The organism is Acrocarpospora macrocephala (genome assembly GCF_009687865.1).
Classification (GTDB): Bacteria; Actinomycetota; Actinomycetes; order Streptosporangiales; family Streptosporangiaceae; genus Acrocarpospora; species Acrocarpospora macrocephala.
In genome coordinates this window covers 72,296-94,453 of sequence record NZ_BLAE01000018.1, presented here as the reverse complement: position 1 = coordinate 94,453, position 22,158 = coordinate 72,296, and the positions used below count along the sequence as shown (strand labels likewise).

Annotated in this window: 23 protein-coding genes; 12 read left to right on the top strand and 11 right to left on the bottom strand. The window is 67.6% G+C overall.

What is annotated here, in order from left to right; genetic code table 11:
• Window positions 1–2: 2 nt before the first annotated feature.
• Genes Amac_RS17555 through Amac_RS17540 form a run of 4 tightly spaced genes read left to right on the top strand, consistent with a single transcriptional unit; the run spans window position 3 to window position 3,197 of the window.
• Window positions 3–902, top strand: coding sequence for a F0F1 ATP synthase subunit gamma (locus tag Amac_RS17555; protein ID WP_155355463.1), 900 nt, complete (start codon window positions 3–5; stop codon window positions 900–902).
• A gap of 1 nt (window position 903) precedes the next feature.
• Window positions 904–2,343, top strand: coding sequence for a F0F1 ATP synthase subunit beta (gene atpD, locus Amac_RS17550; protein WP_155355462.1), 1,440 nt, complete (start codon window positions 904–906; stop codon window positions 2,341–2,343).
• A gap of 50 nt (window positions 2,344–2,393) precedes the next feature.
• Window positions 2,394–2,795, top strand: a complete 402-nt coding sequence (locus Amac_RS17545) for a F0F1 ATP synthase subunit epsilon (RefSeq protein ID WP_155347325.1) — start codon at window positions 2,394–2,396, stop codon at window positions 2,793–2,795.
• A 24-nt stretch (window positions 2,796–2,819) separates the two neighbouring features.
• Window positions 2,820–3,197 carry a DUF2550 domain-containing protein gene (locus tag Amac_RS17540; protein WP_155355461.1) on the top strand — a complete coding sequence of 126 codons (378 nt, stop codon included), beginning with the start codon at window positions 2,820–2,822 and terminating at the stop codon, window positions 3,195–3,197.
• Between the two features lie 43 nt (window positions 3,198–3,240).
• Here Amac_RS17540 and Amac_RS17535 read toward each other — a convergent pair whose 3' ends face one another.
• Window positions 3,241–3,903 (bottom strand): cob(I)yrinic acid a,c-diamide adenosyltransferase, encoded by a 663-nt coding sequence (locus Amac_RS17535; protein WP_155355460.1) that lies wholly within the window; start codon window positions 3,901–3,903, stop codon window positions 3,241–3,243.
• 113 nt (window positions 3,904–4,016) lie between these two features.
• Between Amac_RS17535 and Amac_RS17530 the strand changes: the two genes are divergently transcribed.
• The 4 genes from Amac_RS17530 to Amac_RS17515 are packed head-to-tail and all read left to right on the top strand — an operon-like array spanning window position 4,017 to window position 7,789.
• Window positions 4,017–4,892 carry an ABC transporter ATP-binding protein gene (locus Amac_RS17530; RefSeq protein ID WP_155355459.1) on the top strand — a complete coding sequence of 292 codons (876 nt, stop codon included), beginning with the start codon at window positions 4,017–4,019 and terminating at the stop codon, window positions 4,890–4,892.
• Entirely contained in the window at window positions 4,889–6,007 is a 1,119-nt protein-coding gene (locus Amac_RS17525; protein ID WP_155355458.1) for an ABC transporter permease, read from the top strand. Before Amac_RS17530 ends, Amac_RS17525 begins: the two co-directional genes overlap by 4 nt.
• A gap of 10 nt (window positions 6,008–6,017) precedes the next feature.
• Complete coding sequence (locus tag Amac_RS17520; protein WP_155355457.1) at window positions 6,018–7,199, top strand: sensor histidine kinase; 1,182 nt, start codon at window positions 6,018–6,020, stop codon at window positions 7,197–7,199.
• Window positions 7,196–7,789, top strand: coding sequence for a response regulator transcription factor (locus Amac_RS17515; RefSeq protein ID WP_155355456.1), 594 nt, complete (start codon window positions 7,196–7,198; stop codon window positions 7,787–7,789). The genes Amac_RS17520 and Amac_RS17515 overlap by 4 nt, the downstream gene beginning before the upstream one ends.
• A gap of 223 nt (window positions 7,790–8,012) precedes the next feature.
• Here the strand turns inward: Amac_RS17515 and Amac_RS17510 are convergent, their stop codons facing one another.
• Together Amac_RS17510 and Amac_RS17505 are read right to left on the bottom strand one after the other, a co-directional pair.
• The gene (locus Amac_RS17510) at window positions 8,013–8,594 is read right to left on the bottom strand and encodes a TetR/AcrR family transcriptional regulator (RefSeq protein ID WP_155355455.1); all 582 of its coding nucleotides are present in this window, start codon (window positions 8,592–8,594) and stop codon (window positions 8,013–8,015) included.
• Between the two features lie 103 nt (window positions 8,595–8,697).
• Window positions 8,698–10,179 (bottom strand): aldehyde dehydrogenase family protein, encoded by a 1,482-nt coding sequence (locus tag Amac_RS17505; protein WP_155355454.1) that lies wholly within the window; start codon window positions 10,177–10,179, stop codon window positions 8,698–8,700.
• Between the two features lie 184 nt (window positions 10,180–10,363).
• Between Amac_RS17505 and Amac_RS17500 the strand changes: the two genes are divergently transcribed.
• Window positions 10,364–10,621, top strand: coding sequence for a tetratricopeptide repeat protein (locus Amac_RS17500; RefSeq protein ID WP_155355453.1), 258 nt, complete (start codon window positions 10,364–10,366; stop codon window positions 10,619–10,621).
• A gap of 103 nt (window positions 10,622–10,724) precedes the next feature.
• Here the strand turns inward: Amac_RS17500 and Amac_RS17495 are convergent, their stop codons facing one another.
• The 8 genes from Amac_RS17495 to Amac_RS17460 all read right to left on the bottom strand — a co-directional run bounded on the left by Amac_RS17495 (window position 10,725) and on the right by Amac_RS17460 (window position 17,541).
• Window positions 10,725–11,336, bottom strand: coding sequence for a response regulator (locus tag Amac_RS17495; RefSeq protein ID WP_155355452.1), 612 nt, complete (start codon window positions 11,334–11,336; stop codon window positions 10,725–10,727).
• On the bottom strand, window positions 11,336–12,577 hold the full coding sequence (locus Amac_RS17490) for a sensor histidine kinase (RefSeq protein WP_155355451.1): 1,242 nt from the start codon (window positions 12,575–12,577) through the stop codon (window positions 11,336–11,338). Before Amac_RS17490 ends, Amac_RS17495 begins: the two co-directional genes overlap by 1 nt.
• On the bottom strand, window positions 12,535–13,374 hold the full coding sequence (locus tag Amac_RS17485; RefSeq protein WP_155355450.1) for an ABC transporter permease: 840 nt from the start codon (window positions 13,372–13,374) through the stop codon (window positions 12,535–12,537). The genes Amac_RS17490 and Amac_RS17485 overlap by 43 nt, the downstream gene beginning before the upstream one ends.
• Window positions 13,371–14,201 (bottom strand): ABC transporter ATP-binding protein, encoded by an 831-nt coding sequence (locus tag Amac_RS17480; protein ID WP_155355449.1) that lies wholly within the window; start codon window positions 14,199–14,201, stop codon window positions 13,371–13,373. Before Amac_RS17480 ends, Amac_RS17485 begins: the two co-directional genes overlap by 4 nt.
• 81 nt (window positions 14,202–14,282) lie before the next feature.
• Complete coding sequence (locus Amac_RS17475; protein WP_155355448.1) at window positions 14,283–15,038, bottom strand: SDR family NAD(P)-dependent oxidoreductase; 756 nt, start codon at window positions 15,036–15,038, stop codon at window positions 14,283–14,285.
• A complete protein-coding gene (locus tag Amac_RS17470; protein ID WP_155355447.1) occupies window positions 15,039–15,740 on the bottom strand; it encodes an alpha/beta hydrolase in 702 nt (233 codons plus the stop codon).
• A 9-nt stretch (window positions 15,741–15,749) separates the two neighbouring features.
• Window positions 15,750–16,040: an Rv1322 family protein gene (locus Amac_RS17465; protein WP_155355446.1), complete on the bottom strand. Its 291-nt coding sequence runs from the start codon at window positions 16,038–16,040 to the stop codon at window positions 15,750–15,752.
• Window positions 16,041–16,074: 34 nt separating this feature from the next.
• The gene (locus Amac_RS17460; RefSeq protein WP_246268411.1) at window positions 16,075–17,541 is read right to left on the bottom strand and encodes a 3-hydroxyacyl-CoA dehydrogenase family protein; all 1,467 of its coding nucleotides are present in this window, start codon (window positions 17,539–17,541) and stop codon (window positions 16,075–16,077) included.
• An 80-nt stretch (window positions 17,542–17,621) separates the two neighbouring features.
• Here Amac_RS17460 and nucS point away from each other — a divergent pair, with 80 nt between their 5' ends.
• From nucS to Amac_RS17440, 3 genes are read left to right on the top strand one after another with little or no spacing between them, the layout of a single operon-like run.
• Window positions 17,622–18,284 (top strand): endonuclease NucS, encoded by a 663-nt coding sequence (gene nucS, locus Amac_RS17455; RefSeq protein ID WP_155347344.1) that lies wholly within the window; start codon window positions 17,622–17,624, stop codon window positions 18,282–18,284.
• 41 nt (window positions 18,285–18,325) lie between these two features.
• Window positions 18,326–21,667 (top strand): LamG-like jellyroll fold domain-containing protein, encoded by a 3,342-nt coding sequence (locus Amac_RS58380; protein WP_174900179.1) that lies wholly within the window; start codon window positions 18,326–18,328, stop codon window positions 21,665–21,667.
• Window positions 21,640–22,095 carry a hypothetical protein gene (locus Amac_RS17440; RefSeq protein WP_155355444.1) on the top strand — a complete coding sequence of 152 codons (456 nt, stop codon included), beginning with the start codon at window positions 21,640–21,642 and terminating at the stop codon, window positions 22,093–22,095. The genes Amac_RS58380 and Amac_RS17440 overlap by 28 nt, the downstream gene beginning before the upstream one ends.
• Window positions 22,096–22,158: the final 63 nt, after the last annotated feature.

Sequence of the window (22,158 nt, the reverse complement as noted above, 5' to 3'; positions counted from 1 at the left end):
CGATGGGCGCCCAGCTCAGACTGCTGCGGCGGCGGATCAAGTCGGTCAAGTCCACCGCGAAGATCACCCGCGCGCAGGAGCTCATCGCCTCCTCGCGCATCGTGAAGGCGCAGCTGCGGATGCAGGCGGCGGTGCCGTACGAGCGGGAGATCACCCGCGCCGTCTCCGCGGTCGTCAGCAACACCAGCACCGTCAGCCACCCGCTGACGGTGGCGAAGGAGCAGCCGCGGCGTGCCGGGGTGCTCATCGTCACCAGCGACAGCGGGTTCTGCGGCGGCTTCAACGCCAACATCCTGCGTGAGGCCGAGGCGCTGGCCGGGCTGCTGCGCGGCAAGGGCATCGAGCCGACGCCGTTCGTGACCGGCCGGAAGGGTGTCACCTGGCACACCTTCCGGCATCGGGAGATGGGCGGGCAGTGGACCGGGTTCTCCCGGCGGCCGGCCTACACCGACGCCAAGGCCATCGCGGACACGCTGATCGACGCGTTCACGGCCGAGGACGGGATCGACGAGATCCACATCGTCTCGACCGAGTTCGTGTCGATGCTGACGCAGGAGGTCGTGGTCAAGCGGATCCTGCCGCTGGTGGTCGAGGAGACGACCGAGCCGCCGCCGGTGCCGCTGCCGTACTTCGAGTTCGAGCCGACCGCGAGCGCCGTGCTGGACTCGCTCCTGCCGCGCTACATCGAGTCGCGCATCTTCACCGCGCTGCTCCAGTCGGCGGCCTCGGAGGAGGCCGCCAGGCGGCGCGCGATGAAGTCGGCGACCGACAACGCCAACGAGCTCATCCGCGTGTTCACCATGCAGATGAACCAGGCTCGCCAGGCCGAGATCACCCAGGAAATCAGCGAGATCGTCGGTGGCGCGAACGCGCTGGCCGACGCCGCCGCGGGGAAAGAGTGAAATGACCGCACAGACTGTTGAGACCGGCGTGGGCCGCGTCGCCCGTGTCACCGGTCCCGTCGTCGACGTGGAGTTCCCCGTCGAGGCGATGCCGGACATCTACAACGCCCTGAACGTCGACGTCACCCTCAACACCGAGGGCCAGGACGTGACCAAGACCCTGACCCTGGAGGTGGCCCAGCACCTGGGCGACAACCTGGTCCGGGCGATCTCCATGCAGCCCACCGACGGCCTGGTCCGCGGCGCGGCGGTGTCCGACTCGGGCAAGCCGATCTCGGTGCCGGTCGGCGACGTGGTCAAGGGGCACGTGTGGAACGCCCTGGGCGAGTCCCTGGACGTGCCGACCGCCTCCCTGAAGATCACCGAGACCTGGGGCATCCACCGCCCGTCCCCGGCGTTCGACCAGCTGGAGTCGCGGACCGAGATGCTGCCCACCGGCATCAAGGTCATCGACCTGCTCACGCCGTACGTGAAGGGCGGGAAGATCGGCCTGTTCGGCGGCGCGGGTGTGGGCAAGACCGTGCTGATCCAGGAGATGATCCGCCGGGTCGCGCTGAAGTTCTCCGGCACCTCGTGCTTCGCGGGCGTCGGCGAGCGCACCCGTGAGGGCAACGACCTCTGGCTGGAGATGGAGGAGGCCGGGGTTCTCAAGGACACCGCGCTCGTCTTCGGCCAGATGGACGAGCCGCCGGGCACCCGGCTTCGCGTCGCGCTCTCCGCGCTCACCATGGCGGAGTACTTCCGCGACGTGCAGAAGCAGGACGTGCTGCTGTTCATCGACAACATCTTCCGGTTCACCCAGGCGGGTTCGGAGGTGTCGACGCTGCTCGGGCGCATGCCGTCCGCGGTGGGTTACCAGCCGACGCTGGCCGACGAGATGGGCGTGCTGCAGGAGCGCATCACCTCCACCCGCGGTCACTCGATCACCTCCATGCAGGCGATCTACGTGCCGGCCGACGACATCACCGACCCGGCGCCGCACAACGCGTTCGCGCACCTGGACGCGCAGACGGTGCTCTCCCGGCCGATCTCGGAGAAGGGCATCTACCCGGCGGTGGACCCGCTGGACTCCTCCTCCCGGATCCTGGACCCCCAGGTCATCGGCGAGGAGCACTACGGCGTCGCCCAGGAGACCAAGCGCATCCTGCAGAAGTACAAGGAACTGCAGGACATCATCGCCATCCTGGGCATCGACGAGCTCTCCGAGGACGACAAGGTCACCGTCCAGCGGGCGCGCCGGATCGAGCGTTTCCTCTCCCACCCGATGTACGCCGCCGAGGCGTTCACCGGGCAGCCGGGCGAGTTCGTGTCGCTGGACGAGACCATCGCCTCCTTCAAGGGCCTCTGCGCGGGTGAGTACGACCACCTGCCCGAGCAGGCGTTCTTCATGGTCGGCGGCATCGAGCAGGCCATCGCCAAGGCCAAGGAACTGGCCCGCTAAATGTGAACCGCCGGCCTGGTTCGCGCCGGGTCGGCGGTCGGGAGGTATGTGTGGCAAAGCTTCGAGTAGGCGTGGTCTCGCCGGAGCGTGAGATCTGGTCCGGCGAGGCCGACATGGTGATTGCCAAGACCGTGGACGGCGAGATCGGTATTATGCCGAGTCACGCCCCTGTTCTCGGCGTCCTGGTCGAGGGCGGCGTGCTGCGCGTCAAGCGCGACTCCCAGAGTGACCTGGTGGCCGCGGTGCACGGCGGGTTCATCTCGGTCGCCGACAACGACGTGTCGATCCTCGCGGAGGCGGCGGAGCTCGGCTCCGAGGTCGACGTGGCGAAGGCGAAGGACGCGCTGGAGCGGGCGCAGGCGTCCATCGAGGCGAACCAGGACGACGCGGACGCCCGGGTCGAGGCCCAGCGCAACCGGGCCCGGCTGCGCGCGGCCGGGGAAGACGTATAGCCAACAGGTTCAGGAGGGGCGGCGATGGAGATTATCGCGGGGATCGCGGTGCTCGCCGCCCTGTTCTGTATCAGGGCCGTGGCCCTGCACGTACGCCGGGGCACGGTCGCCTGCAGCGTACGGACAGGGGAGCGGGGCTGGCAATCCGGGGTCGCCCGGTATGCCGGCGGAGAGCTCCACTGGGTGCCCTTTCTAGGACTGCGACTGAGGCCGCGCCACGCGATCGCGAGGCGCGGCCTCATCGTTTCCCGGCGCCGCCCGCTGGACGCGGGCGAGGGCCCGGAGGGCTACTGGATGGTGGAGGCGGGTCCGATCGCGCTGGCCATGAGCGAGGACGCGCTGACCGGCTTCCTGGCCTGGCTGGAGTCGGCGCCCCCCAGCGCCCATCTCGATCCCGCTTAGCTGTGTCTATGGCCGCGCCTCCGGCACGGCGGCTTGGCCGCCTTCAGCCTGCGTCTTCCCTCGTCTCTCCGGCCGCTTCGCGACCTGCGTTCCTCAGTCCAGACGCAGGCGCGGCCAAGCGGGTCGCGCCCGGCTTCCAGAGGATTTCGGCGCCCGCCGCGGAGACCCGGCAGAGGATGAACATCAGGTCGCTGAGCCGGTTGAGGTAGGTCGCGGTCAGCGGGTTCACGTCGTCGTGGGCCTCCAGGGCCGACCACGTGGTGCGTTCGGCGCGGCGGACGACCGTGCGGGCGACGTGCAGCTGCGCGGTGGCCTGGTCGCCGCCGGGGAGGATGAAGCTGCGCAGCGGCTTGAGATCGGCGTTGAACCGATCGCACTGCGCCTCCAGCCGGTCGATGTACGCCTGCGTCACCCGCAACGGCGGAAATTCCGGATTTTTCGTGACTGGGGTGCAGAGGTCGGCGCCCACGTCGAACAGCTCGTTCTGGATGAGCGTGAGCGTCTCGGCGATCTCGACCGGCAACCCGCCGGTGGCCAGCGCCACCCCGACGGCCGCGTTCGCCTCCTCCACGTCCGCGTACGCGGCCAGGCGCGGATCGGTCTTCCTGGTCCGGCTCATGTCCCCGAGCCCGGTCGTGCCGTCGTCCCCGGTCCGCGTGTAGATCTTGGAAAGCACTACCGGCTGGTCGTTGTCCCCACGTGTCATGCCGCTCAGCGTACGAGATGACATCTGTCACCTCGCGGACGGGTGAAAGCCATCTCAACGCCTTGATATCCGCGTCTACCGCACAAGAACCCAACCAAGAAATGATCGATGACATGTTGGACATCACTGGATTGCGCAAGACCTTTCAGGAAAAGGTCGCTCTCGACGGGGTGAGCTTCGCCGTACGGCCCGGGGAGATGTTCGGGTTCGTCGGGGCGAACGGCGCCGGGAAGACGACCACCATGCGGATCGTCATGGGGGTGCTCAGCCCGGACGCCGGCCAGGTGTCCTGGCAGGGCCGCCCCCTCGGGTTCGCCGAGCGGCGGCGGTTCGGCTACATGCCGGAGGAGCGCGGGCTCTACCAGAAGATGAAGGTCGGCGAGCAGATCGACTACTTCGGGCGGCTGCACGGCCTGTCCCAAGCCGACGCGGCGAAGGCGACCACCGAGCTGGTGGAGCGGCTGGGGCTGACCGAGCGGCGCGGCGACACCGTCGAGGCGCTGTCGCTGGGCAACCAGCAGCGGGTGCAGCTGGCGGTGGCGCTGGTGCACGACCCGGAGGTGCTGGTGCTGGACGAGCCCTTCTCCGGGCTCGACCCGCTGGCGGTGGACGCGCTGGCCGAGGTGCTGCAGGAGCGGGCCAGGGGCGGGGTCCCGGTGATCTTCTCCAGCCACCAGCTGGAGCTGGTCGAAAGGCTCTGCGACTCGATCGGGATCATCTCGGCCGGGCGCATGGTGGCCAGCGGGACCGTGGACGAGCTGCGTTCGGCCGAAGGGCAGCGGCTGCGGGTCGTGGTGCGGGACGCCAAGCCCGGCTGGGCCGACGAGCTGCCCGGCACGCTGACCGTGGCCGGGGATCGGGAGACGCTGGTCGTGACCGGGGGCGACGATCAGGAGATCCTGCGGGCGGCCGTACAGGCGGGGCGGGTCGAGCACTTCGGGACCGAGCGTCCCAGCATCACCGAGATCTTCAAGGAGGCCGTGTCATGAAAAATCACCTTTTCCTGGTTGCTGGGCGGGAGATTCGGGCCCAGGTGCGGACCAAGGCGTTCGTGATCGGTCTGATCGTCTCGGTGCTGCTCGTGGGGGGTCTCGCGTTCGCGCCGAAGCTGCTGGGCGGGCCGGATTCGTACACGCTGGGGCGGGTGCAGGTGCCGGAGCTGCAGCTGACCACCTTCGCGCCGGATATAGAGGTCGAGTGGCGGCAGTTCCCGGACGAGGCGGCCGCCAAGGCCGCCGTGCTGGACGGTGACCTGGACGCGGCCCTGGTCGCGGGGAATCGGGTGCTCACCGACGGGGAGATCGACAACGAGCTCGGGCTGCTGCTGCAGAGCGCCAACCGGGAAGCCCAGATCGGGGCGTCCGGGGTGACGATCACGCCGCTCGCCATGGAGTCGGTTGGCGCGGACACCCGCTATGAGGGCGCTCGCCGGGGCGTCGCCACCGTGCTCGTGCTGGTGCTGTTCTTCATGATCATCGGCTCGGTGATGATGGTCGCCATGGGCGTGGTCGAGGAGAAGGGCAGCCGGATCGTGGAGATCCTGCTCACCTCGATCCGGCCCTGGCAGCTGCTCGGCGGCAAGATCCTCGGGCTCGGCGTGGTCGGCCTGATCAACATGGCCGCGATCGTGGTCGCCGGTCTGGGCGCGGCGCTGGTGTCCGGCGTGGCCGCCGACTTCCCGCCCGGCATGACCGGCATCGTGATCGGCGCGCTGGTCTGGTTCATCCTGGGCTACGCGTTCTTCGCCGCCTTCGCCGGCGCGCTGGCCTCGCTGGTCTCCCGGCAGGAGGAGGTCGGCAACGTGCTCCAGCCGATGACCCTGCTGCTGGTGGCCAGCTACGGCGTCTCCTTCTACGCCTCCGCCGACCCGACCGCGCCCATCGCGTCCGTGCTGTCGCTGATCCCGCCGTTCTCCTCGATGGTCATGCCGGTGCGTACGGCCGCCGCCGAGGTTCCGCTCTGGGAGGTCGCCCTCTCCGGCGCCCTGATGGTGGCGGCGGTGGCCGGGATGCTGGCGCTGGGGGCCAGGATCTACCAGCGGGCCGTGCTGCGGACCGGCGCCCGGGTGCGGCTGGCCGAGGTCGTCACGGGCAACAAGCCGTAAAATGCCGGAAATGGGAGACAAGGGAATCACTCGGGCGCGGCGCATCGTTCAGTGGATGCTGAACATGACGCTCGCGGTCGTGTGGCTCGTGGTCCTGCTCGCCATTGTGGTCAACGTGGGACTGGAGACCATCTCCCTGGTGCGGGCGGCTCTCTCGCTGATCGGCCTGGTGGTGTTCAGCTGGCTGTTCCTGCGCATCACCCGCGCGATCCTGAACCGCTCCTACGCGACCCGCGAGGTCGTGCTGTCCGGGATCCTGGCCCTCGCCCTCGCCGCGCTCGGCGGCGCCAGCCCGACCGGCTGGGGCTTCGTCCCGCTGGGCTGGCTCTCGGTGGCGGCCGTCGGGCTGAGCCGCAGGAACGCGATTCTGCTCGGCGTCGGCACCGCCCTCGTGACCTCGCCCATCGTGATCCTGGCCATGCTCAGCGGCCAGGATCCGGCCGGGGTCAACGAGGAGGGCTCGGTGGCCGGGCTCGTCGTCGGGGTGCTGGTCTACAACGTGCTGCTGGCCGCGACCCTCCCGTGGGCCAACCGGCTCTGGGTCTGGATCTGGCAGCTCGCCGAGCAGGCGCACGTCGGCAAGGAGGCCCAGTCCCGCCTGGCGGTCGCCGAGGAACGCCTGCGCTTCGCCCGCGACCTGCACGACCTGGTCGGCCACCAGCTTTCCGCGATCGCGGTCAAGAGCGAGCTGGCGGCCCGCCTGGCCGCCGACCCCGACGCCGCCGCGGCCGAGATGGCCGAGGTCAGGTCCCTGGCCAGGAAGGCGTTGCGGGAGCTCCGCGAGGCCGTGCGCGGCTATCGGGAACTCGACCTGGTGGCCGAGCTGGGCAGCGTGCGCGCCGTCCTGGAGGCGGCCGGGGTGGACTGCCGCCTGCACCTGCCGTACCGGGATGTGCCTGCCGAGGTGGCCCCGGTCTTCGCCTGGGTGATCAGGGAGGCCGTCACCAACGTGCTCCGCCACAGCACCGCCTCGGTCTGCGACATCACGGTTCGTTTCACCGACGAGGAAGCCATCCTGGAGGTACGCAACGACGGCGTCACCCCCAAACCGATCGAGGACCTGGGCACCGGCCTGGCGGGCCTGACCGAACGCCTCGCCGCCGTCGGCGGCACGCTCACCGCCCGCCCGAACGGCTCCGGCCAGTTCACCCTGCGCGCCGTCGCCCCCGTCCTGGCCGGGGTCCCCGCATGATCCGCGTGCTCCTCGCCGACGACGAACATCTGGTACGGCAGGCCATCGCCACCCTCCTCGGCCTGGAAGGCGACATCGAAGTCGTCGCCCAGGTCGGGCGCGGCGACCAGGTCAAGCCCGCTGTCACGGAGCACCGCCCCGATGTCGTCATCCTGGATGTGGAAATGCCCGGCATGGACGGCCTCACCGTGGCCGAGTCCCTCCCCGGCCAGGCCATGCTCATCCTCACCAGCTTCGGCCGCCCCGGCTACCTCCGCCGCGCCCTGGCCGCCGGGGTGCGCGGCTTCATCCCCAAGGACGCCTCCGCGGACGAGCTCGCCGCCGCCATCCGCAGGGTGCACGCCGGCGGCCGCTACCTGGACCCCGAGATGGCCGCCTCCGCCATGATGGCCGGCGAGAGCCCGCTGACCGACCGCGAGCGCGACGCCCTCGCCCTGGCCGCCCGGGGCGCCGCCGTCAGCGAGATCGCCACCGCCCTCCACCTCACCGAGGGCACGGTCCGGAACTATCTCTCCAACGCCATCACCAAACTCGGCGCGGGCAACCGCATCACCGCCATCCGCGCCGCCCAGGACATGGGCTGGATCTAACGAGTTCTTGGCGCGCCACGTTGGCGGAGGGCTCCGGTCCGGCCCTCTCGTGTGCCATTGTGCGATTACGGAGCGTGATAGCAGGCTTCGCTGAAGGGACGCATGCCATCAGGCAGTTGCGCGCTTTTCGCGTGTGTTGCCGTCCTTGCGGGATCTGAGCCCGGGCCTAGGTTTCGGGCCTTCATATATGTGGCCCGCCTTCTTCCGAAGGCGGGCCAAGAACTCAGCGCGTGAACGACCGGCGGAACACGTGCACAGCGGACTTGATGATCACCTCGGTGGACGGCGGATCCTCCGACACCACCCACTCGATCAGAAGCTCGGTGATCGCGCCGATCAAGGCTATGGCCAGCAGGTGCAGCTCGGAGGGTAACTGCACGGGCAGATCGCCGACCGAGAATTCGATGATCTTGGTGAATTCCGTGACCGCGCGCTGCCGGGAGCCGCTCAGCACGTCACCGGCCCGGCGCACCTCCAGGTGCATGATCCGCGCACGCCGCTCGTCTGCGGTCACAAATCTGACATACTCCGTGATCCCCGCCACTATTCGGGCGTCCAAATTAGCCGGTGCTTGATCGATCGCCTTGGTGATCGATTGCAGCGTCTCCTCCACGCAGCGGTCGTAGACCGCGCGCATGAGTGCCTCCCTCCCCGAGAAGCACTCATAGAAGGCCCGGTTGGAGATCCGCGCGGTCGCGCAGAGCCGCTCGATCGTCGTCGCGTGAAACCCTGGACTCGCGAACAGTGCGTACGCAGCCAGGATCAGCCGTTCTCGCCGATCGGCCAACCGTTCCTCAGCCGTCATCCCCCGATAGTCCCGTCCCGCCAAAATTTTCACCTCACGCCGTCAGGCCCCCCAGAAGCCACCATTATGGACGCAAGATCTTTTTTGTGGAAGTATCGGGAAATTAGCCTCTTCTGCGACCATGAAGTAAGGTCACGAGCTTGACAAGCCGGTCAAGTTCGGCTGGTGTTCGCGCGAACGAGGTCAGGTTCATGCCGGGCATGGCGAAGCGCTGCCGGGACACCGCTTTCGGCCTGGTGAACTCGCGCAGGCCGTCCGCGCCGTGGATCCGCCCGAACCCCGACTCGCCCACCCCGCCGAACGGCAACGCGGGCACCCCGGCGAACGAGATGATCGAGTTGATGGCGGTCATTCCGGTGAGCATCCGCCGCGCCAGTTCCATCGCGCGCTTCCGGTCCCCGGAGAAGATCGTCCCCGCCAGGCCGTACGCGGAGGCGTTGGCCTTCTCCAGTGCCTCCGCCACGTCGGCGACCCGCTTGACGGTCACCGTGGGGCCGAACGTCTCCTCCCGGACCGCGCGCGAGTCCTCCGGCACGTCTGTCACGATCACCGGGTCCACGAACGGGGCACGCACCGACTCAGGGCCGCCCACGACCGCCTTCCCGCTTCCGGTGGCGTCGTCGATGTGCCGCCGGATGATGTCCAGCTGTCCGGGCATGGTGATCGGCCCGTAGTGCTCCCCGGCTTTCACCCGTTGTGCCCGTTCGGTGAGCTCGCGCAGGAACTCGTCGTACACCGAGTCCACCGCGTACACCCGCTCCACGCCCACGCAGGTCTGCCCGGAGTTGGACATCGCCCCCCACAGGGCGGCGTCGGCGGCGGCGCCCAGGTCCGCGCCCGCGTCCACGATGAACGCGTCCTTGCCACCGCACTCGGCCACCATCGGGGTGAGGTTCTGCGCGCAGGCCGCCATCACCTTGCGCGCGGTCGCCGCTGACCCGGTGAACGCGATCTTCTTGACCCCCGGGTCACCGGCCAGCGCCGCGCCCGTCTCGCCGAGCCCGGTCACGACCTGGAACACCGGCTGCTCCGGCACCGCCTCGGCGAACAACTCGGCCAGCAGGACGCCGACGCCGGGGGTGTATTCGCTGGGCTTGAACACCACGGCGTTCCCCGCCGCCAGCGCGTACCCGATCGAGCCCATGGGCGTGAACACCGGGTAGTTCCACGGCCCGATCACCCCGATCACGCCCAGCGGCAGATACTCCAGCGTGGCGGCCATGTTCATCGCCACCAGCCCGCTCGCCACCCGCCGCCGCCCGAGCACCTTGGCGGCCTTCCTGGCGGCCCAGTCCAGATGCGTGATCGCCAGCGCCGTCTCCAGGATGGCGTCGCCCTCCGGCTTCCCGGTCTCCTGAGACACCATGGCGACCACCCGCGGCAGATTCCGCGTCAGCACCGCCTTGTAGTCCAGCAGCCGCCGCTTCCGCTCCTGGAAGCCCAACTCTGCCCACCACCGCGCCGCCTCCGTAGCGCGCTCTACAGCGGCGTGTACGGCCGCCGCGTCGTGCCGCGGATACGAGGCGAGCACCTCGCCGGTCGCCGGATCGAACGACTCGAAGGTTTCCAGCTCAGTGAGCGACATGTCGGTATTCCTCCTGCGGGCACGATAACGCGCGTAATCCCGCACTTACAACAGCACCGACCCATCGGCCGAACCAGCGAAGGCGAGGGCGGGAGGCGGTTGTATTTCGTGCGCGAAATGCCCTCTGCCGCCTCGGTTCGCGGTGCCCTGAAATTGCTCAGAGCCTTCTACGATCGCCAACCACATGAACACCGAGGAGGCGCTGAGCAATCTGGTCATCGACAAGGTGCCCGCCACGGAATATGAGGATGCGTTACGCCGTGACCAGCGGAGTTACGTTATCCGCCGCGACCACTACGGCACCGAGGTCCATCCAAGCGTCGCGCTCAGCGGCGCCGCCATCGCTCGTGACTTGTGCCTGCTCGGCCGCTACCCGGAGGCCCACGAACACGGTGAGCGTATGTTCGCCATTTATTCGCCGAGGAACTGCGTGACGATGTGATCAACCGCCTCGGCCGAACGCTCGGGCCAACACATCCTGACTTCGTCACGGCCACCCAGCACCGCCGACTCGAAGTCGACTTCGAACCCCCGGTCGTCTGAACTCACAACAGGCCGCGCCCCAGTGCCGTGGTGACGGCCGCGGTGCGGTCTGAGACGCCGAGTTTGCCGAAGACGCGGAGCAAGTGCGTCTTGACCGTGGTCTCGCTGATGAACAGTTCGCGGCCGATCTCGGCGTTGGTCAGGCCACGGGCCACCAGGGAGAGGACCTCGGTTTCGCGCGGGGACAGGGAGTCCGCCACCGGCGCGCGCAGGCGGGTCACCAGCTTGGTGGCGACCGACGGGGACAGGACGGTTTCGCCGCGGGCGGCGGCGGCGATGGCGCTGAGGAGGTCGGCGCGGGAGGTGTCCTTGAGGAGGTAGCCGGCGGCGCCCGCTTCCACGGCGCGAACGATGTCCTGGTCGCTCTCGTAGGTGGTGAGCACGATCACCCGGGACTCCGGCCGATCGGCGAGGATGCGGGTGATCGCGCCGACGCCGTCCCCGCCAGGCATGCGCAGATCCATCAGGATCACATCGGGCCGCAGATCGCGGGCGCGGACCACGGCCTCGTCGCCGGACCCCGCCTCACCGATCACCGACACCTCGGAATCGAGCATGCCGCGCAGTCCCTCCCGGACCACCGGGTGATCGTCCACGATCATCACGCGAATCATCAGATCTTCCCTGGGTGGGTGATGCGCAGGCTGGTGCCCGCGCCGGGGGCGCTGGTCACGGTGAGGGTGCCGCCCTGCTGCTCGATCCGGGTACGCATGCCGCGCAAGCCGTACCCGGTGGAGGCGGCGGGATCGAAGCCGGTGCCGTCGTCCTCGATCGTGAGGGCCACCTGGTCAGGGGCGTACCGCAGGGAGAGGCGGGCGGCGGAGGCGGCCGCGTGCCTGCGGACGTTGGCCAGGCCCTCCTGGGCGGTTCTGAGCAGGACCACCTCGGTGCTGGGCGGGAGCGGGCGGGACTCACCCTCCACCGTGCAGGCGACGGTGAGGCCGGTCTCCTCGCCGAGCCGCTCGGTCAGGCGGCGCAGCGCGTCGTCCAGGGTGGAGCCGTCCAGCTGCGCGGGGGCGAGCGCCGCGATCAGCCCGCGCGCCTCGGCCAGGTTCTCCCGCGCGGTCTGTACGGCCAGCTCCAGGTGCCGGGACGGGTCCGGCCGCGACTGGGCGGCCTGGATGAGCATGATGATGCTGGTGAACCCTTGGGCCAGGGTGTCGTGGATCTCCCCGGCCAGTCGTTCCCGCTCGGCCAGCGCGCCGCTCTCGGCCGACAGCCGGGCCACTTCGGCGCGGCTGGCCTCCAGCTCGGCGATGAGGTTGGCGCGGTCCTGGCTCTGGTGGATGATCGCGGCGATCCACGGCCCGAAGACCAGCGCGAAGGTGACCATGATCAGCGTCACCCCGAAGAAGAGCACCATGTCGCCGGCGTCGGTCCCGGGCAGAGTGAGGAACCGCACGGCCGGGGACAGATTCAGGAAGAGCACCGCGCTCACCGCACGCCAGCCGCTGAGCAGCATGAAGATCTGCGGGCAGAGCGCGAACAGGCCGAAGGTGGCTTCGGAGACCAGCAGCGAGGAGGGCAGGAAGGCGACCGAGATCAGCACCACGTAGCCGACCGCGCGGCGGCTGTTGTCCTCGTCTTCCATGATCGCCGGGCGGCCGAGAAGCAGATACCCGGCCGCGCACAGCAACATCAGCCCGATCGTGGCCGCCCGGGCGGCGGCCGGGGTGTCGTCGGCCACCAGGACGAAGATCATGGAGACCGTCCAGCCCAGCGCGAACAGGGTCTCCCAGCCCCGGAAGGAATCCCACGCGTTGCCCTCGGCAGGCGCGACCCGGGGCAGCTGGTTCCGGCCGTGGAAGGCGGTCATCCGTCCCTGCGGCCCTTCCATCTGAACGTCATCAGGCATAGCACCAAGCCTCCGATGACCCAGGCTCCCAGAACCAGGGCAACCCTGCCCAGCTCGTACGAACCGGTCAGCTCCAGCCGCGCGCCCTCCTCGCCCAGGAAGACCGAACGCAGGCCCTGGCACATCCACTTCAGCGGGAACACCGAGGAGATGTTGATCAGCCACGGCGGCAGCTCGGTGAACGGGATGTAGACGCCGGAGATGAACTGCAGCACCACGAACGGCATCGAGATCACGGCCGCCGCGCTCTTGGCCGAGCGGGGGATGCTGCTGGCCGCGATGCCGAGCAGCGCCGCCCCGGCCATGCCGAGCACGAGCACCCAGGTCAGGGTGACCCAGGCGGAGACGTCGGTGGGGAGCTCCAGCTCGTACAGGAAGACGCCGATGGCCAGCAGGATGAGCACTTCCAGCAGGGCGATCACCAGCGAGCTGAGCATCTTGCCGACGAAGTACGCGCTGCGCGGCATGGGCGTGCCCGCCAGGCGTTTGAGGGTGCCGTCCTCCCGGTCGATGGCGATGCCGATGCCGAGGTTCTGGAAGGCGGCGCCCATCACGCCCGCGCCGATCAGACCGGCCGTGTAGACCTGGGAGACGGTGATGCCGGTGCCTTTGAACTGGTCGGAGAAGATCGATCCGAACAGCACCAGCAGGATGATCGGGAAGGAGAACGTGAAGATGACGGCGTCCTTCTCGCGGAAGAACATCCGGGTCTCCACCGCCGCCCGGGATAAGCCGAGGGCGAGCGCGGAGGGCAGGGGAGCGGTGTGGGTCGCCTTCTCGGCGGCGGTCGTCGTCATTCGGGGGCCTCGATCAGCGTCAGGTAGATGTCCTCAAGGGTGGGGCGGGTGATGGCCAGGCCGGGGACCTCGCCGTCGTAGCGGCGGGACAGCTCCAGCACCGTCCGGGTCGGCGTGTCGGTCTCGACCAGGCCGTCGGCCCAGGTCACCTTGGCCTTCGCGGTGGCCCGGCCGCCGAGCGTGGCCGGGTCGCCCGCGGCCACGATCCGCCCGCGCGCGATCACGGCCACCCGCTTGGCCAGCGCCTCGGCCTCGTCCAGGTAGTGGGTGGTGAGCACGATCGTGGTGCCCTCGGCGGCCAGGCCCTTGATCAGGTCCCAGAACTGGCGGCGCGCCTCCGGGTCGAAGCCGGTCGTCGGCTCGTCCAGGAAGAGCAGCTCCGGGTTGCCGATCACGCCGAGCGCCACGTCCACCCGGCGCCGCTGGCCGCCGGAGAGCTTCCTGATCCGGACGTCGGCCTTCTCGGTCAGCCCGACCTTGGCGATGACCTCCTCGGGGTCGCGCGCCATCGGGTAGTAGGCCGCGAAGTGACGGATCGTCTCGCGCACCGTCAGCTCGGCCGCGTCGTTGGCGGTCTGCAGGACGATGCCGAGCTTGGCCCGCCACTCCCGGGTCGGTTTCTGCGGATCGATCCCGAGCACGCGGACCTCGCCCGAGTCCCGCTTCCGGTAGCCCTCCAAGATCTCGACGGTGGTCGACTTGCCGGCCCCGTTCGGCCCGAGGATGGCGAAGACCTCCCCCTTCTGGATCTCCAGGTCCAGCCCTCCGACGGCCTGCACGTCGCCGTAGCGTTTGGTGAGCCCCCGTACATGTATCGCTGTTGTCATGGCTCCAGCGTCGGGTCTGTACGCCTCCTGCGGCACCATCGGCCGACCGACCCGATTGTCCTCCTTCCGGAGGACACGGGATTAAGCCGTGGTCGTGAGGCCGCCGTCCACGTAGAGGACCTGGCCGGTCATGTACACGGCGGCGGGGCTCGCCAGGAACACCGCCGGGGCGGCGATCTCTTCAGGGGTGCCCCAGCGGCCCATCGGCACCGACGCCGTCGTGGTGTCGTTCGGGTTCTGCCAGAGGGTGCGGTTGAGGTCGGTGGCCGTCCAGCCGGGACACAGGCAGTTCACCCGTACGCCGCGAGACGCCCATTCCAGGGCGAGTGACTTGGTCAGCGCGACCACGCCGGCCTTGGCGGCGGCGTACGCGGTGAGGAAGGGCGCGCCCTTGGCGGCGACGGAGGCGACGTTGATGAGCGTGCCGCTGCCGCGCTCCAGCAGGTGCCCGGCGACCGCGTGGCTGACCGCCATGGCGGAGTCGAGGTTGAGCCGCATGAGCTTGTCCCAGCCGGACAGCCGCAGGTCCTTGAACTCGACCAGGAAGTTGGATCCCCCGGCGTTGTTGACCACGATGTCGAGGTGGCCGAGCGCGTCGATGCCCGCTTGTACGGCGGCGGGGATGGAATCGCGGTCCATGACGTCGCACGGGATGACCGCGGCCTGGCGGCCGAAGGCCTCGACCTCCTTGGCGACCTCGCCGAGCGTCTCCGCGGAGCGCGAGACGAGCGCCACGTCGGCCCCCGCCTCCGCGTACGCGAGCGCGATGGCCCGCCCGATGCCGCGCGAGGCTCCGGTGACGAACGCCTTCTGCCCGGAAAGATCAAATGCCGTCATTTATACCTCTGTGGGAAGGGGAAGGGCTTCGGGGTTGACGCGCTTGACGATCTCGGTGAGCACAATCCGGACATACGGCTCGCCGACCCACAGGTGCTTTGCGCCCTCAACGCCGACCACCTCGGCCTGGGGAACCCGGGCGAAACGTTTGACGGCCTCATCCGGCCGCAGGTAGTCGTCGAATTCGGGGACCAGCGCGGTCAGCGGGCGGCCGAAGGCGGCCCAGGCGTCCAGGTCCTCGTCGGTGGCGCGCTTCAGCGGAGGAGAGAGCAGGATCGCGCCTTCGACGAGCGGGTCGCGGCCCCATCTGAGCGCCAGTTCGGTCCCGAACGACCAGCCCAGCAGCCACGGATGCGGTAGATCATGAAATTCGGCATATTCCAGGGCGGCGGCCACGTCCAAGCGCTCGCCGACACCGTCCTCGAACACGCCGTCGGAGGTGCCGCGCTCCGAGGTCGTGCCCCGGGTGTTGAAGCGGAGCACGGCCAGGTCGGCCAGCGCGGGCAAACGGTAGGAGGCCTTGCGCATGACGTGGCTGTCCATCATGCCGCCGTGCGTGGGCAGCGGATGCAGGCAGACCAGCGTGGCGACCGGGTCGTTGTGGGGGAGCGCCAACTCGCCCACCAGAGTCAGGCCGTCGCCCGTCTGCAGCTCGATGTTCTCCCGTTTCGCCGGAAGCACCGTGGACGCCCTGATCTCCATGAGTTCCTTTCAGTACCTGCTGCGGCCCGGTCCTCGTTTGATCCGGTTTCGCCAGCAGGCCGTGTGCCAGTGCCGCCGCTCGCCCTCGCCGCCGGACCAGTTGGGCCAGCTGACCAGATGCGCCATACCTACCCGGATCTCCTGATCGCAGCCCGGGCACCGGTAGACCTTATCGGCCGCGCCGCCGACGATCCGCCGCACCTGCCACTCACCGTCCGGCCACTCCTCGACCTCGCCGATGCCGAACCGCCCGACGAATCCGAGATCCTGGTCCTGCCGTTTGGCCCGGCGCGGGCTCATCTCTCCTCCACACCATCGAGCGTATTCCCTTTTTTCACCCTTTAACGTCCTTCACCCCCGCCGCGACCAGCCGCTCCAGCAGCGGCGCGGGCGCGAACGACGGCTCCCGGTATTCGGCATAAAGCGCCCGCAACCCATCCCGTACGGTCTCCAGCCCGAACGCCTCGAGCATCTCGAACGGCCCCTGCGGATAACCACAGCCCAGCTTCATCGCGGTGTCCACGTCCGCGAAGGACGCGTAACCCGACTCGACCATCCGAACGGCGTCATTCAGGTACGGGAAGAGCAGCGCGTTCACCACGAGCCCCGCCCGATCCGCGCACGCCACCGGGGTTCGCCCCATCACCCGGGCCAGATCCTGCGCGACCGTGGCGATCTCCGGCGCGGTCAGGACCGTGCGGACCACCTCGGCCACCTCCGCTCCGACCAGGTGCATGCCCACCACACATTCCGGATTCGGCAGCCGTACTGCGCCATCCACCACCGGCGGGGCGGTCACCGCGAGCACCACGTCGGCGTCCTGGTGCCCGTCGACGGTCTTGAAGCCCGCCGTGTCCAGCCGCTCCCGGAGCAGCTCCGCGTCCGCCCCGTCACCGACGACCCCGATCGTGGTCACGGTCAGCTTCGGCCCGGAGGACGGGGGAGCGGTTGGCGTGGCCGTACGGGGATGGAAGCCCTGACCGGATTTGCGGCCGTGCATTCCAGCGGTGACCAGCTCCCGCAAGAGCGGGGAGGGGGCGTGGCGGCGATCCTTGGTCTCGTAGAAGAGCACCTCGCAGATCTCGTACGAGGTGTCCAGACCGATGAGGTCGAGCAGCTGGAACGGCCCCATCGGCAGCCCCGCGCCCACCCGCATCGCGGTGTCGATGCCGTCCCGGGACGCGACACCCTCCTCCAGCATCCGGCAGGCCTGGTTGAGATAACCGAGCAACAGCCGGTTGGCCACGAACCCGGCCCGATCCCCGACGATGATCGGCGTCTTCCCCAGCCGGGTGGCCAGCTCGGCGATCTCCCCGCCCAGCCCGTCCTCGGTCAGCACGGTGGTGACCACTTCGACCAGCTTCATGACCGGCGCGGGATTGAAGAAGTGCATCCCGACGACCCGCTCAGGCCGGGAGGTTTTCGCCGCGATCGTCGTCACGGACAGCGAGGAGGTGTTGGTCGCCAGCACGGCCGACGGCTTGCAGATGCGATCCAGATCCGCGAACAGCGCCCGCTTCAGCTCCATCACCTCAGGAACCGCCTCGATCACCAGATCCGCGTCGGCCAGCTCGTCCCTCTTATCGGTGAGCGAGATCCGCCCCAGAATCGCCGCCCGCTCCTCAGCGCCGAGCCGCCCCCGCTCGACCGCCTTCCCTGTGGACAATTCAAGATGCCCGCGCCCCCGGCTCACCGCACCTTCATCGATATCCACACCGATAACCCGCAACCCCGCCCGGGCGAACACTTCCGCGATCCCCGCGCCCATGATCCCCAGCCCGACAACCCCAACAGTCTCCACCGCGCGCCCTCCTCGGTTACTCCTCAGTAGTCTCCCAGAGTGTCCTGGTACGGCCACGCGCGCGGGTAGGGTTGCGGGTCATGCGGCTGGTCATCGCGCGATGCAGCGTGGATTACGTGGGAAGACTGACGGCCCATCTCCCGATGGCGCCCCGGCTGATCCTCATGAAGGCGGACGGCTCCGTGTCGATCCACTGCGACGACCGCGCCTTCAAGCCCCTGAACTGGATGAACCCACCCTGCAAGGTCCGCGAGGAAGAGGGCCAGTGGACGGTCACCCAGGGCAAGACCGGCGAGAAACTCATCCTCACCATCGACGAGATCCTGCACGACTCCAGCCACGAACTCGGCGTCGACCCCGGCCTCCAGAAAGACGGCGTCGAAGCCCACCTGCAGGAATTACTCGCCGAACACATCACCACCCTGGGCGCCGGCTGGACCCTGGTCCGCCGCGAGTACATGACCGCCATCGGCCCGGTCGACATCCTCTGCCGCGACCACACCGGCGCCGCCGTCGCCATCGAAATCAAACGCCGCGGCGAAATAGACGGCGTCGAACAACTCACCCGCTACCTGGAACTCCTCAACCGCGACCCACTGCTGGCCCCGGTCCGCGGCATCTTCGCCGCCCAGGAAATCAAACCCCAGGCCCGCGTCCTAGCCACCGACCGCGGCATCGACTGCGTCACCCTCGACTACGCGGCATTGCGCGGCATCGAACCCGAGAACCCAACACTGTTCTGATCGCCGCACGCTCGGCTGGCGCTTGGTTCCTGACATGGGCAATGTCAGATGTTGCCGTTGTCGGCGTCTCCCAGCGCGGCTACGGTGTGGGCGGCAAGATCAAACGCACCCTGGAATGGGACAACGGAACCGGCTGGCTTAACCGCGTCACAACCCAGACCGCCGCTGACACCGCTAGCCCTGTCACCGCCCAAGACGACCGCTACACCTACGACATCTCCGGCAAGATCAGCCGAATTCTCGACATCACTACCGCCATCGGCGGTAGCCCTGGCCAATCCGAATGTTTTGCCTACGACGGACTGCATCGCCTGTCCGCCGGTTTCACCACCACTGGCGCGGCCTGCACGGCAGGCGCCGACAACCTGGGCATCGACCCCTACCGGCAGACGTTCGCCTACGACGGGGTCGGCAATATCACCACGCTGACCGACGGCGACCAGACCGCCGCCTATACCTACCCCGCCTCCGGTGCAGCTTCCGTCCGCCCGAACGCGGTCACCTCCATCACTCGCACCACCCCTTCCGGTCTCTCCGGTGGTGGCCAATCCCAGGCCAACGCAGGCCAAACGACCCAGGCGACTCCCCACTGGACCGCCTACAAGGCCACCCCAGAGGCCACGACCGCCGACACCGTCCCAGCCGCCGAGTCCCGGACCGATGACGGTGAAGACGCGGCCGGATCAGCCGGGACTGCCCCCGCTCTTCCCGCCTCCGCCGCCCGGCCCGAACGGCTGACCGTACAAGCCGCGCCCGAACTGGTCGCCGCCTACGCCATGGACGCCGGCACCGGCAGCACCGTCGCCGACACCTCCGGCAAGAACAACAACGGCACCACCCGCAGCACTACCTGGACGGCAGGCAAGTACGGTCAGGCCCTCAACTTCAACGGCAGCACCAGCTGGGTCACCGTCGCCGACTCCGCATCCCTGGATCTGACCGGGCCGATGACCATCGAAGCATGGGTCAAACCCGACACCAGCACCGGCTACCGCACGCTGGTCCAGAAAGAACTCGACGGCATACTCGCCTACTCCGTCTGGACCGCCGGGGACGGCATCGGGCCCAGCGCCGGGCTGCTGGACGCCAATGCCGACGAAGTCGATGGTGTCTGGAGCAACACCGCGCTGCCCGCCGGCCAGTGGAGCCACCTGGCCTTCACCTACAACGGCACCACCGCCGCCCTCTACGTCAACGGCACCCTGATCGCAAGCAGGGCAGTGTCGATGGTCGTCGAGTCCAGCAACAGACCGCTGCGGATCGGCGGCAGCTCAACATGGGGCGAGTTCTACGACGGCCTGATCGACGAACTGCGCATCTACAACTACGCACTGACCCAGCAGCAGATCAGCGCCGACATGAACACTCCCATCACCCCCGTCCCGTCACCATCCCCCTCACCGAGCCCTTCTCCGTCACCGAGCCCTTCCCCCTCACCGTCTCCTTCTCCCTCACCGAGCCCGTCGCCTTCTCCGACCCCGAGCCCGTCACCCACTCCAACGCCACCCCCGACACCAGACGGAACCGACACCTACACCTACGACAACGCTGGACAACTGGCCACCCGCACCGTTGCTGGCAAGGACGGCACCTTCACCTGGAACCAACTCGGCCAGTTGGAGAAGGCCACCATCGACGGCGACGACACCACGATGGTCTACGACGCCGACGGCGAACGCCTCATCCGCCGCGAACCCAACGGAACCGTCACCCTCTACCTCGGCTCCATGGAAGTCCAAGTGGTTGGCGAGCAGATCACCGCAACCCGCTACTACACCAGCCCGGACGGTGCCACCGTCGCCATGCGATCCACCAGCGACGGCCAGACCGGCGGCATCAAGTGGCTGACCTCTGGCCTGCACGGCACCACCCAAGTGGCCATCGACGATGTCACCGGCCAGATCAGCCGCGAACGCTACCTGCCCTTCGGCCAACGCCGCGGCGGCGACGACCTTCCCTTCACCGACCACGGCTTCCTCGGAAAAGTTGAGGACGACTCCACCGGGCTCACCTACCTGTCGGCTCGCTACTACGACCCCGGCATCGCCAAGTTCATCTCCACCGACCCCCTCCTCGATCTTCGCAAACCCCAATGGGCCAACCCCTACGCATACGCGGGTAACAACCCCATCGACCTGTCCGACCCAAGCGGACTCGCTCCCGACGATGGTTGCCAGACGGCGGCCGACCGCAGAACCGAACGATGCAAGGAGATCTTTAGCTACGAGTTGTGCAAGGATAAGAATACCAAGAAGAAATGTGACGAATGGCGAGCGGATGCGGCGTCAGCGGCCGCGGCGGCTACAACGCGAATCCAGAAAGCGTTGCACATTCTGCGCACCTATCCTTGGTGTCACCTCAATCCCAGTTGCATCCAAGGCATGTATGAACTGCTTGGCTTCAACATATTCGAACACGAGGATACCGACGCCCAGAAATTTCTGACTGCGGTCTTGGAGTTCTTCGTCCAAGACGCCAGCAATTGCGCAGCAGGCGACTACGGCTCATGTGCTCTGCTCGCCGCTGGGTTCATCCCTGGATTTAAACTAGCACGCTATTCCGACGATATACTCGAAGGTGTTCAAGGACTCTGGAAAGCGGTGGCCAAGGCTTGCAGCAGTTTCACGCCTGGAACAAGGGTGCTACTCGCCGACGGCAGCTACAAACCCATTGAAGAGATCGAGGTCGGTGATTACGTCATCGCCACCGACCCAATAACCGGCCAAACCGAACCTCGGCCCGTAATCAACTTGATCACCACACAGGGTGAGAAATATTTAGTTGACATCACCATCGACACCGATGGCAGCATCGGTGAGCAGACCGGCGTGATCGTAGCCACTGCAACCCACCCCTTGTGGGTCTCGACACACAATCGCTGGTTCAACGCCGCACAAACATCGCCAGGCATGTGGCTCCAAACCAGCAGGGGAACGCGCGCTCAGATCATTGCGACTGCCGTAAGAGCCGAACCGAACCAGCGTGTCCACAACCTGACGATCGCCGATGTCCACAGCTATTATGTTCAGGCAGGGTCCATCGACGCCCTCGTCCACAATGCGAGTTCTTGTTTCGTGGGGCCTCCCCTAACTATTTCCGGAAAACAATTCGGACATAAATGGGGGAAGCACGCTGAGGATTTTGGCCTCGACGCGGGCGATCCCAATGCGCGCAAGTGGTTCATGGATCAGATCAACAATACGTACAAGAACCCCGATGAGGTCCGACGAGGGCCATGGAATCCTGGGCGTGGAGGAGGAGAGGGATATTGGTTTTACCGAAAGGGCAACGTGCTCGTGGTCCTCAGACCAGACGGACAGTTCGTCACCGCATTCCCAACGACAGGTAACAACTGGTGGAATCAGGCCAAGAAGATGAGCTGACTAAGAGCGGGTTGGTCGGCAAACGGCTGATCCAGGTCAGGCGCGCTTTCTATGAATTTGAGGGAACCGTAGAAAGAGACGAAGGGTTGATCGAGCTCTCGTTTTCCGACGGAGTTTCCGTGCGTTTCGATGTGGGTGCCGATGGTGAATCGCTGGCAACGAGGGAAGGTCCCTGGGTTGATCCGTTCGCCCCTCCACATAGCATCGAGAACGAGGAGTACATTAGAACGCACGGGAAGTATTCGGCATTTGATGTCAGTGTCGAAGATCCATATCGGGAAATGATTGGCAGGGAAGTGTCGGGGGTGCATTCGGTTATCGAGCAAATGGGCCACAAGTGTTCCGGAATAGTCATAGAATTCGGCGATTTGCGACTGTTGATTGAGGTGGTCGCCGATGGTCTGTATGTGTCGTATAGCGGTGCATAGTCACCGAGGGTTATTCAATTGTGCCAGGAGTGCTTAAGAGGTCACTGTAGATATGAAGTTCCA

Excerpts from the sequence above, each read along its gene's own strand:
- Amac_RS17555 (WP_155355463.1), top strand. The coding sequence starts at position 3 with ATGGGCGCCCAGCTCAGACTGCTGCGGCGGCGGATCAAGTCGGTCAAG.
- atpD (WP_155355462.1), top strand. The coding sequence starts at position 904 with ATGACCGCACAGACTGTTGAGACCGGCGTGGGCCGCGTCGCCCGTGTC.
- Amac_RS17540 (WP_155355461.1), top strand. The coding sequence starts at position 2,820 with ATGGAGATTATCGCGGGGATCGCGGTGCTCGCCGCCCTGTTCTGTATC.
- Amac_RS17535 (WP_155355460.1), bottom strand. The coding sequence starts at position 3,903 with ATGACACGTGGGGACAACGACCAGCCGGTAGTGCTTTCCAAGATCTAC.
- Amac_RS17530 (WP_155355459.1), top strand. The coding sequence starts at position 4,017 with ATGTTGGACATCACTGGATTGCGCAAGACCTTTCAGGAAAAGGTCGCT.
- Amac_RS17525 (WP_155355458.1), top strand. The coding sequence starts at position 4,889 with ATGAAAAATCACCTTTTCCTGGTTGCTGGGCGGGAGATTCGGGCCCAG.
- Amac_RS17520 (WP_155355457.1), top strand. The coding sequence starts at position 6,018 with ATGGGAGACAAGGGAATCACTCGGGCGCGGCGCATCGTTCAGTGGATG.
- Amac_RS17515 (WP_155355456.1), top strand. The coding sequence starts at position 7,196 with ATGATCCGCGTGCTCCTCGCCGACGACGAACATCTGGTACGGCAGGCC.
- Amac_RS17510 (WP_155355455.1), bottom strand. The coding sequence starts at position 8,594 with ATGACGGCTGAGGAACGGTTGGCCGATCGGCGAGAACGGCTGATCCTG.
- Amac_RS17505 (WP_155355454.1), bottom strand. The coding sequence starts at position 10,179 with ATGTCGCTCACTGAGCTGGAAACCTTCGAGTCGTTCGATCCGGCGACC.
- Amac_RS17500 (WP_155355453.1), top strand. The coding sequence starts at position 10,364 with ATGAACACCGAGGAGGCGCTGAGCAATCTGGTCATCGACAAGGTGCCC.
- Amac_RS17495 (WP_155355452.1), bottom strand. The coding sequence starts at position 11,336 with ATGATTCGCGTGATGATCGTGGACGATCACCCGGTGGTCCGGGAGGGA.
- Amac_RS17490 (WP_155355451.1), bottom strand. The coding sequence starts at position 12,577 with ATGCCTGATGACGTTCAGATGGAAGGGCCGCAGGGACGGATGACCGCC.
- Amac_RS17485 (WP_155355450.1), bottom strand. The coding sequence starts at position 13,374 with ATGACGACGACCGCCGCCGAGAAGGCGACCCACACCGCTCCCCTGCCC.
- Amac_RS17480 (WP_155355449.1), bottom strand. The coding sequence starts at position 14,201 with ATGACAACAGCGATACATGTACGGGGGCTCACCAAACGCTACGGCGAC.
- Amac_RS17475 (WP_155355448.1), bottom strand. The coding sequence starts at position 15,038 with ATGACGGCATTTGATCTTTCCGGGCAGAAGGCGTTCGTCACCGGAGCC.
- Amac_RS17470 (WP_155355447.1), bottom strand. The coding sequence starts at position 15,740 with ATGGAGATCAGGGCGTCCACGGTGCTTCCGGCGAAACGGGAGAACATC.
- Amac_RS17465 (WP_155355446.1), bottom strand. The coding sequence starts at position 16,040 with ATGAGCCCGCGCCGGGCCAAACGGCAGGACCAGGATCTCGGATTCGTC.
- nucS (WP_155347344.1), top strand. The coding sequence starts at position 17,622 with ATGCGGCTGGTCATCGCGCGATGCAGCGTGGATTACGTGGGAAGACTG.
- Amac_RS58380 (WP_174900179.1), top strand. The coding sequence starts at position 18,326 with ATGTCAGATGTTGCCGTTGTCGGCGTCTCCCAGCGCGGCTACGGTGTG.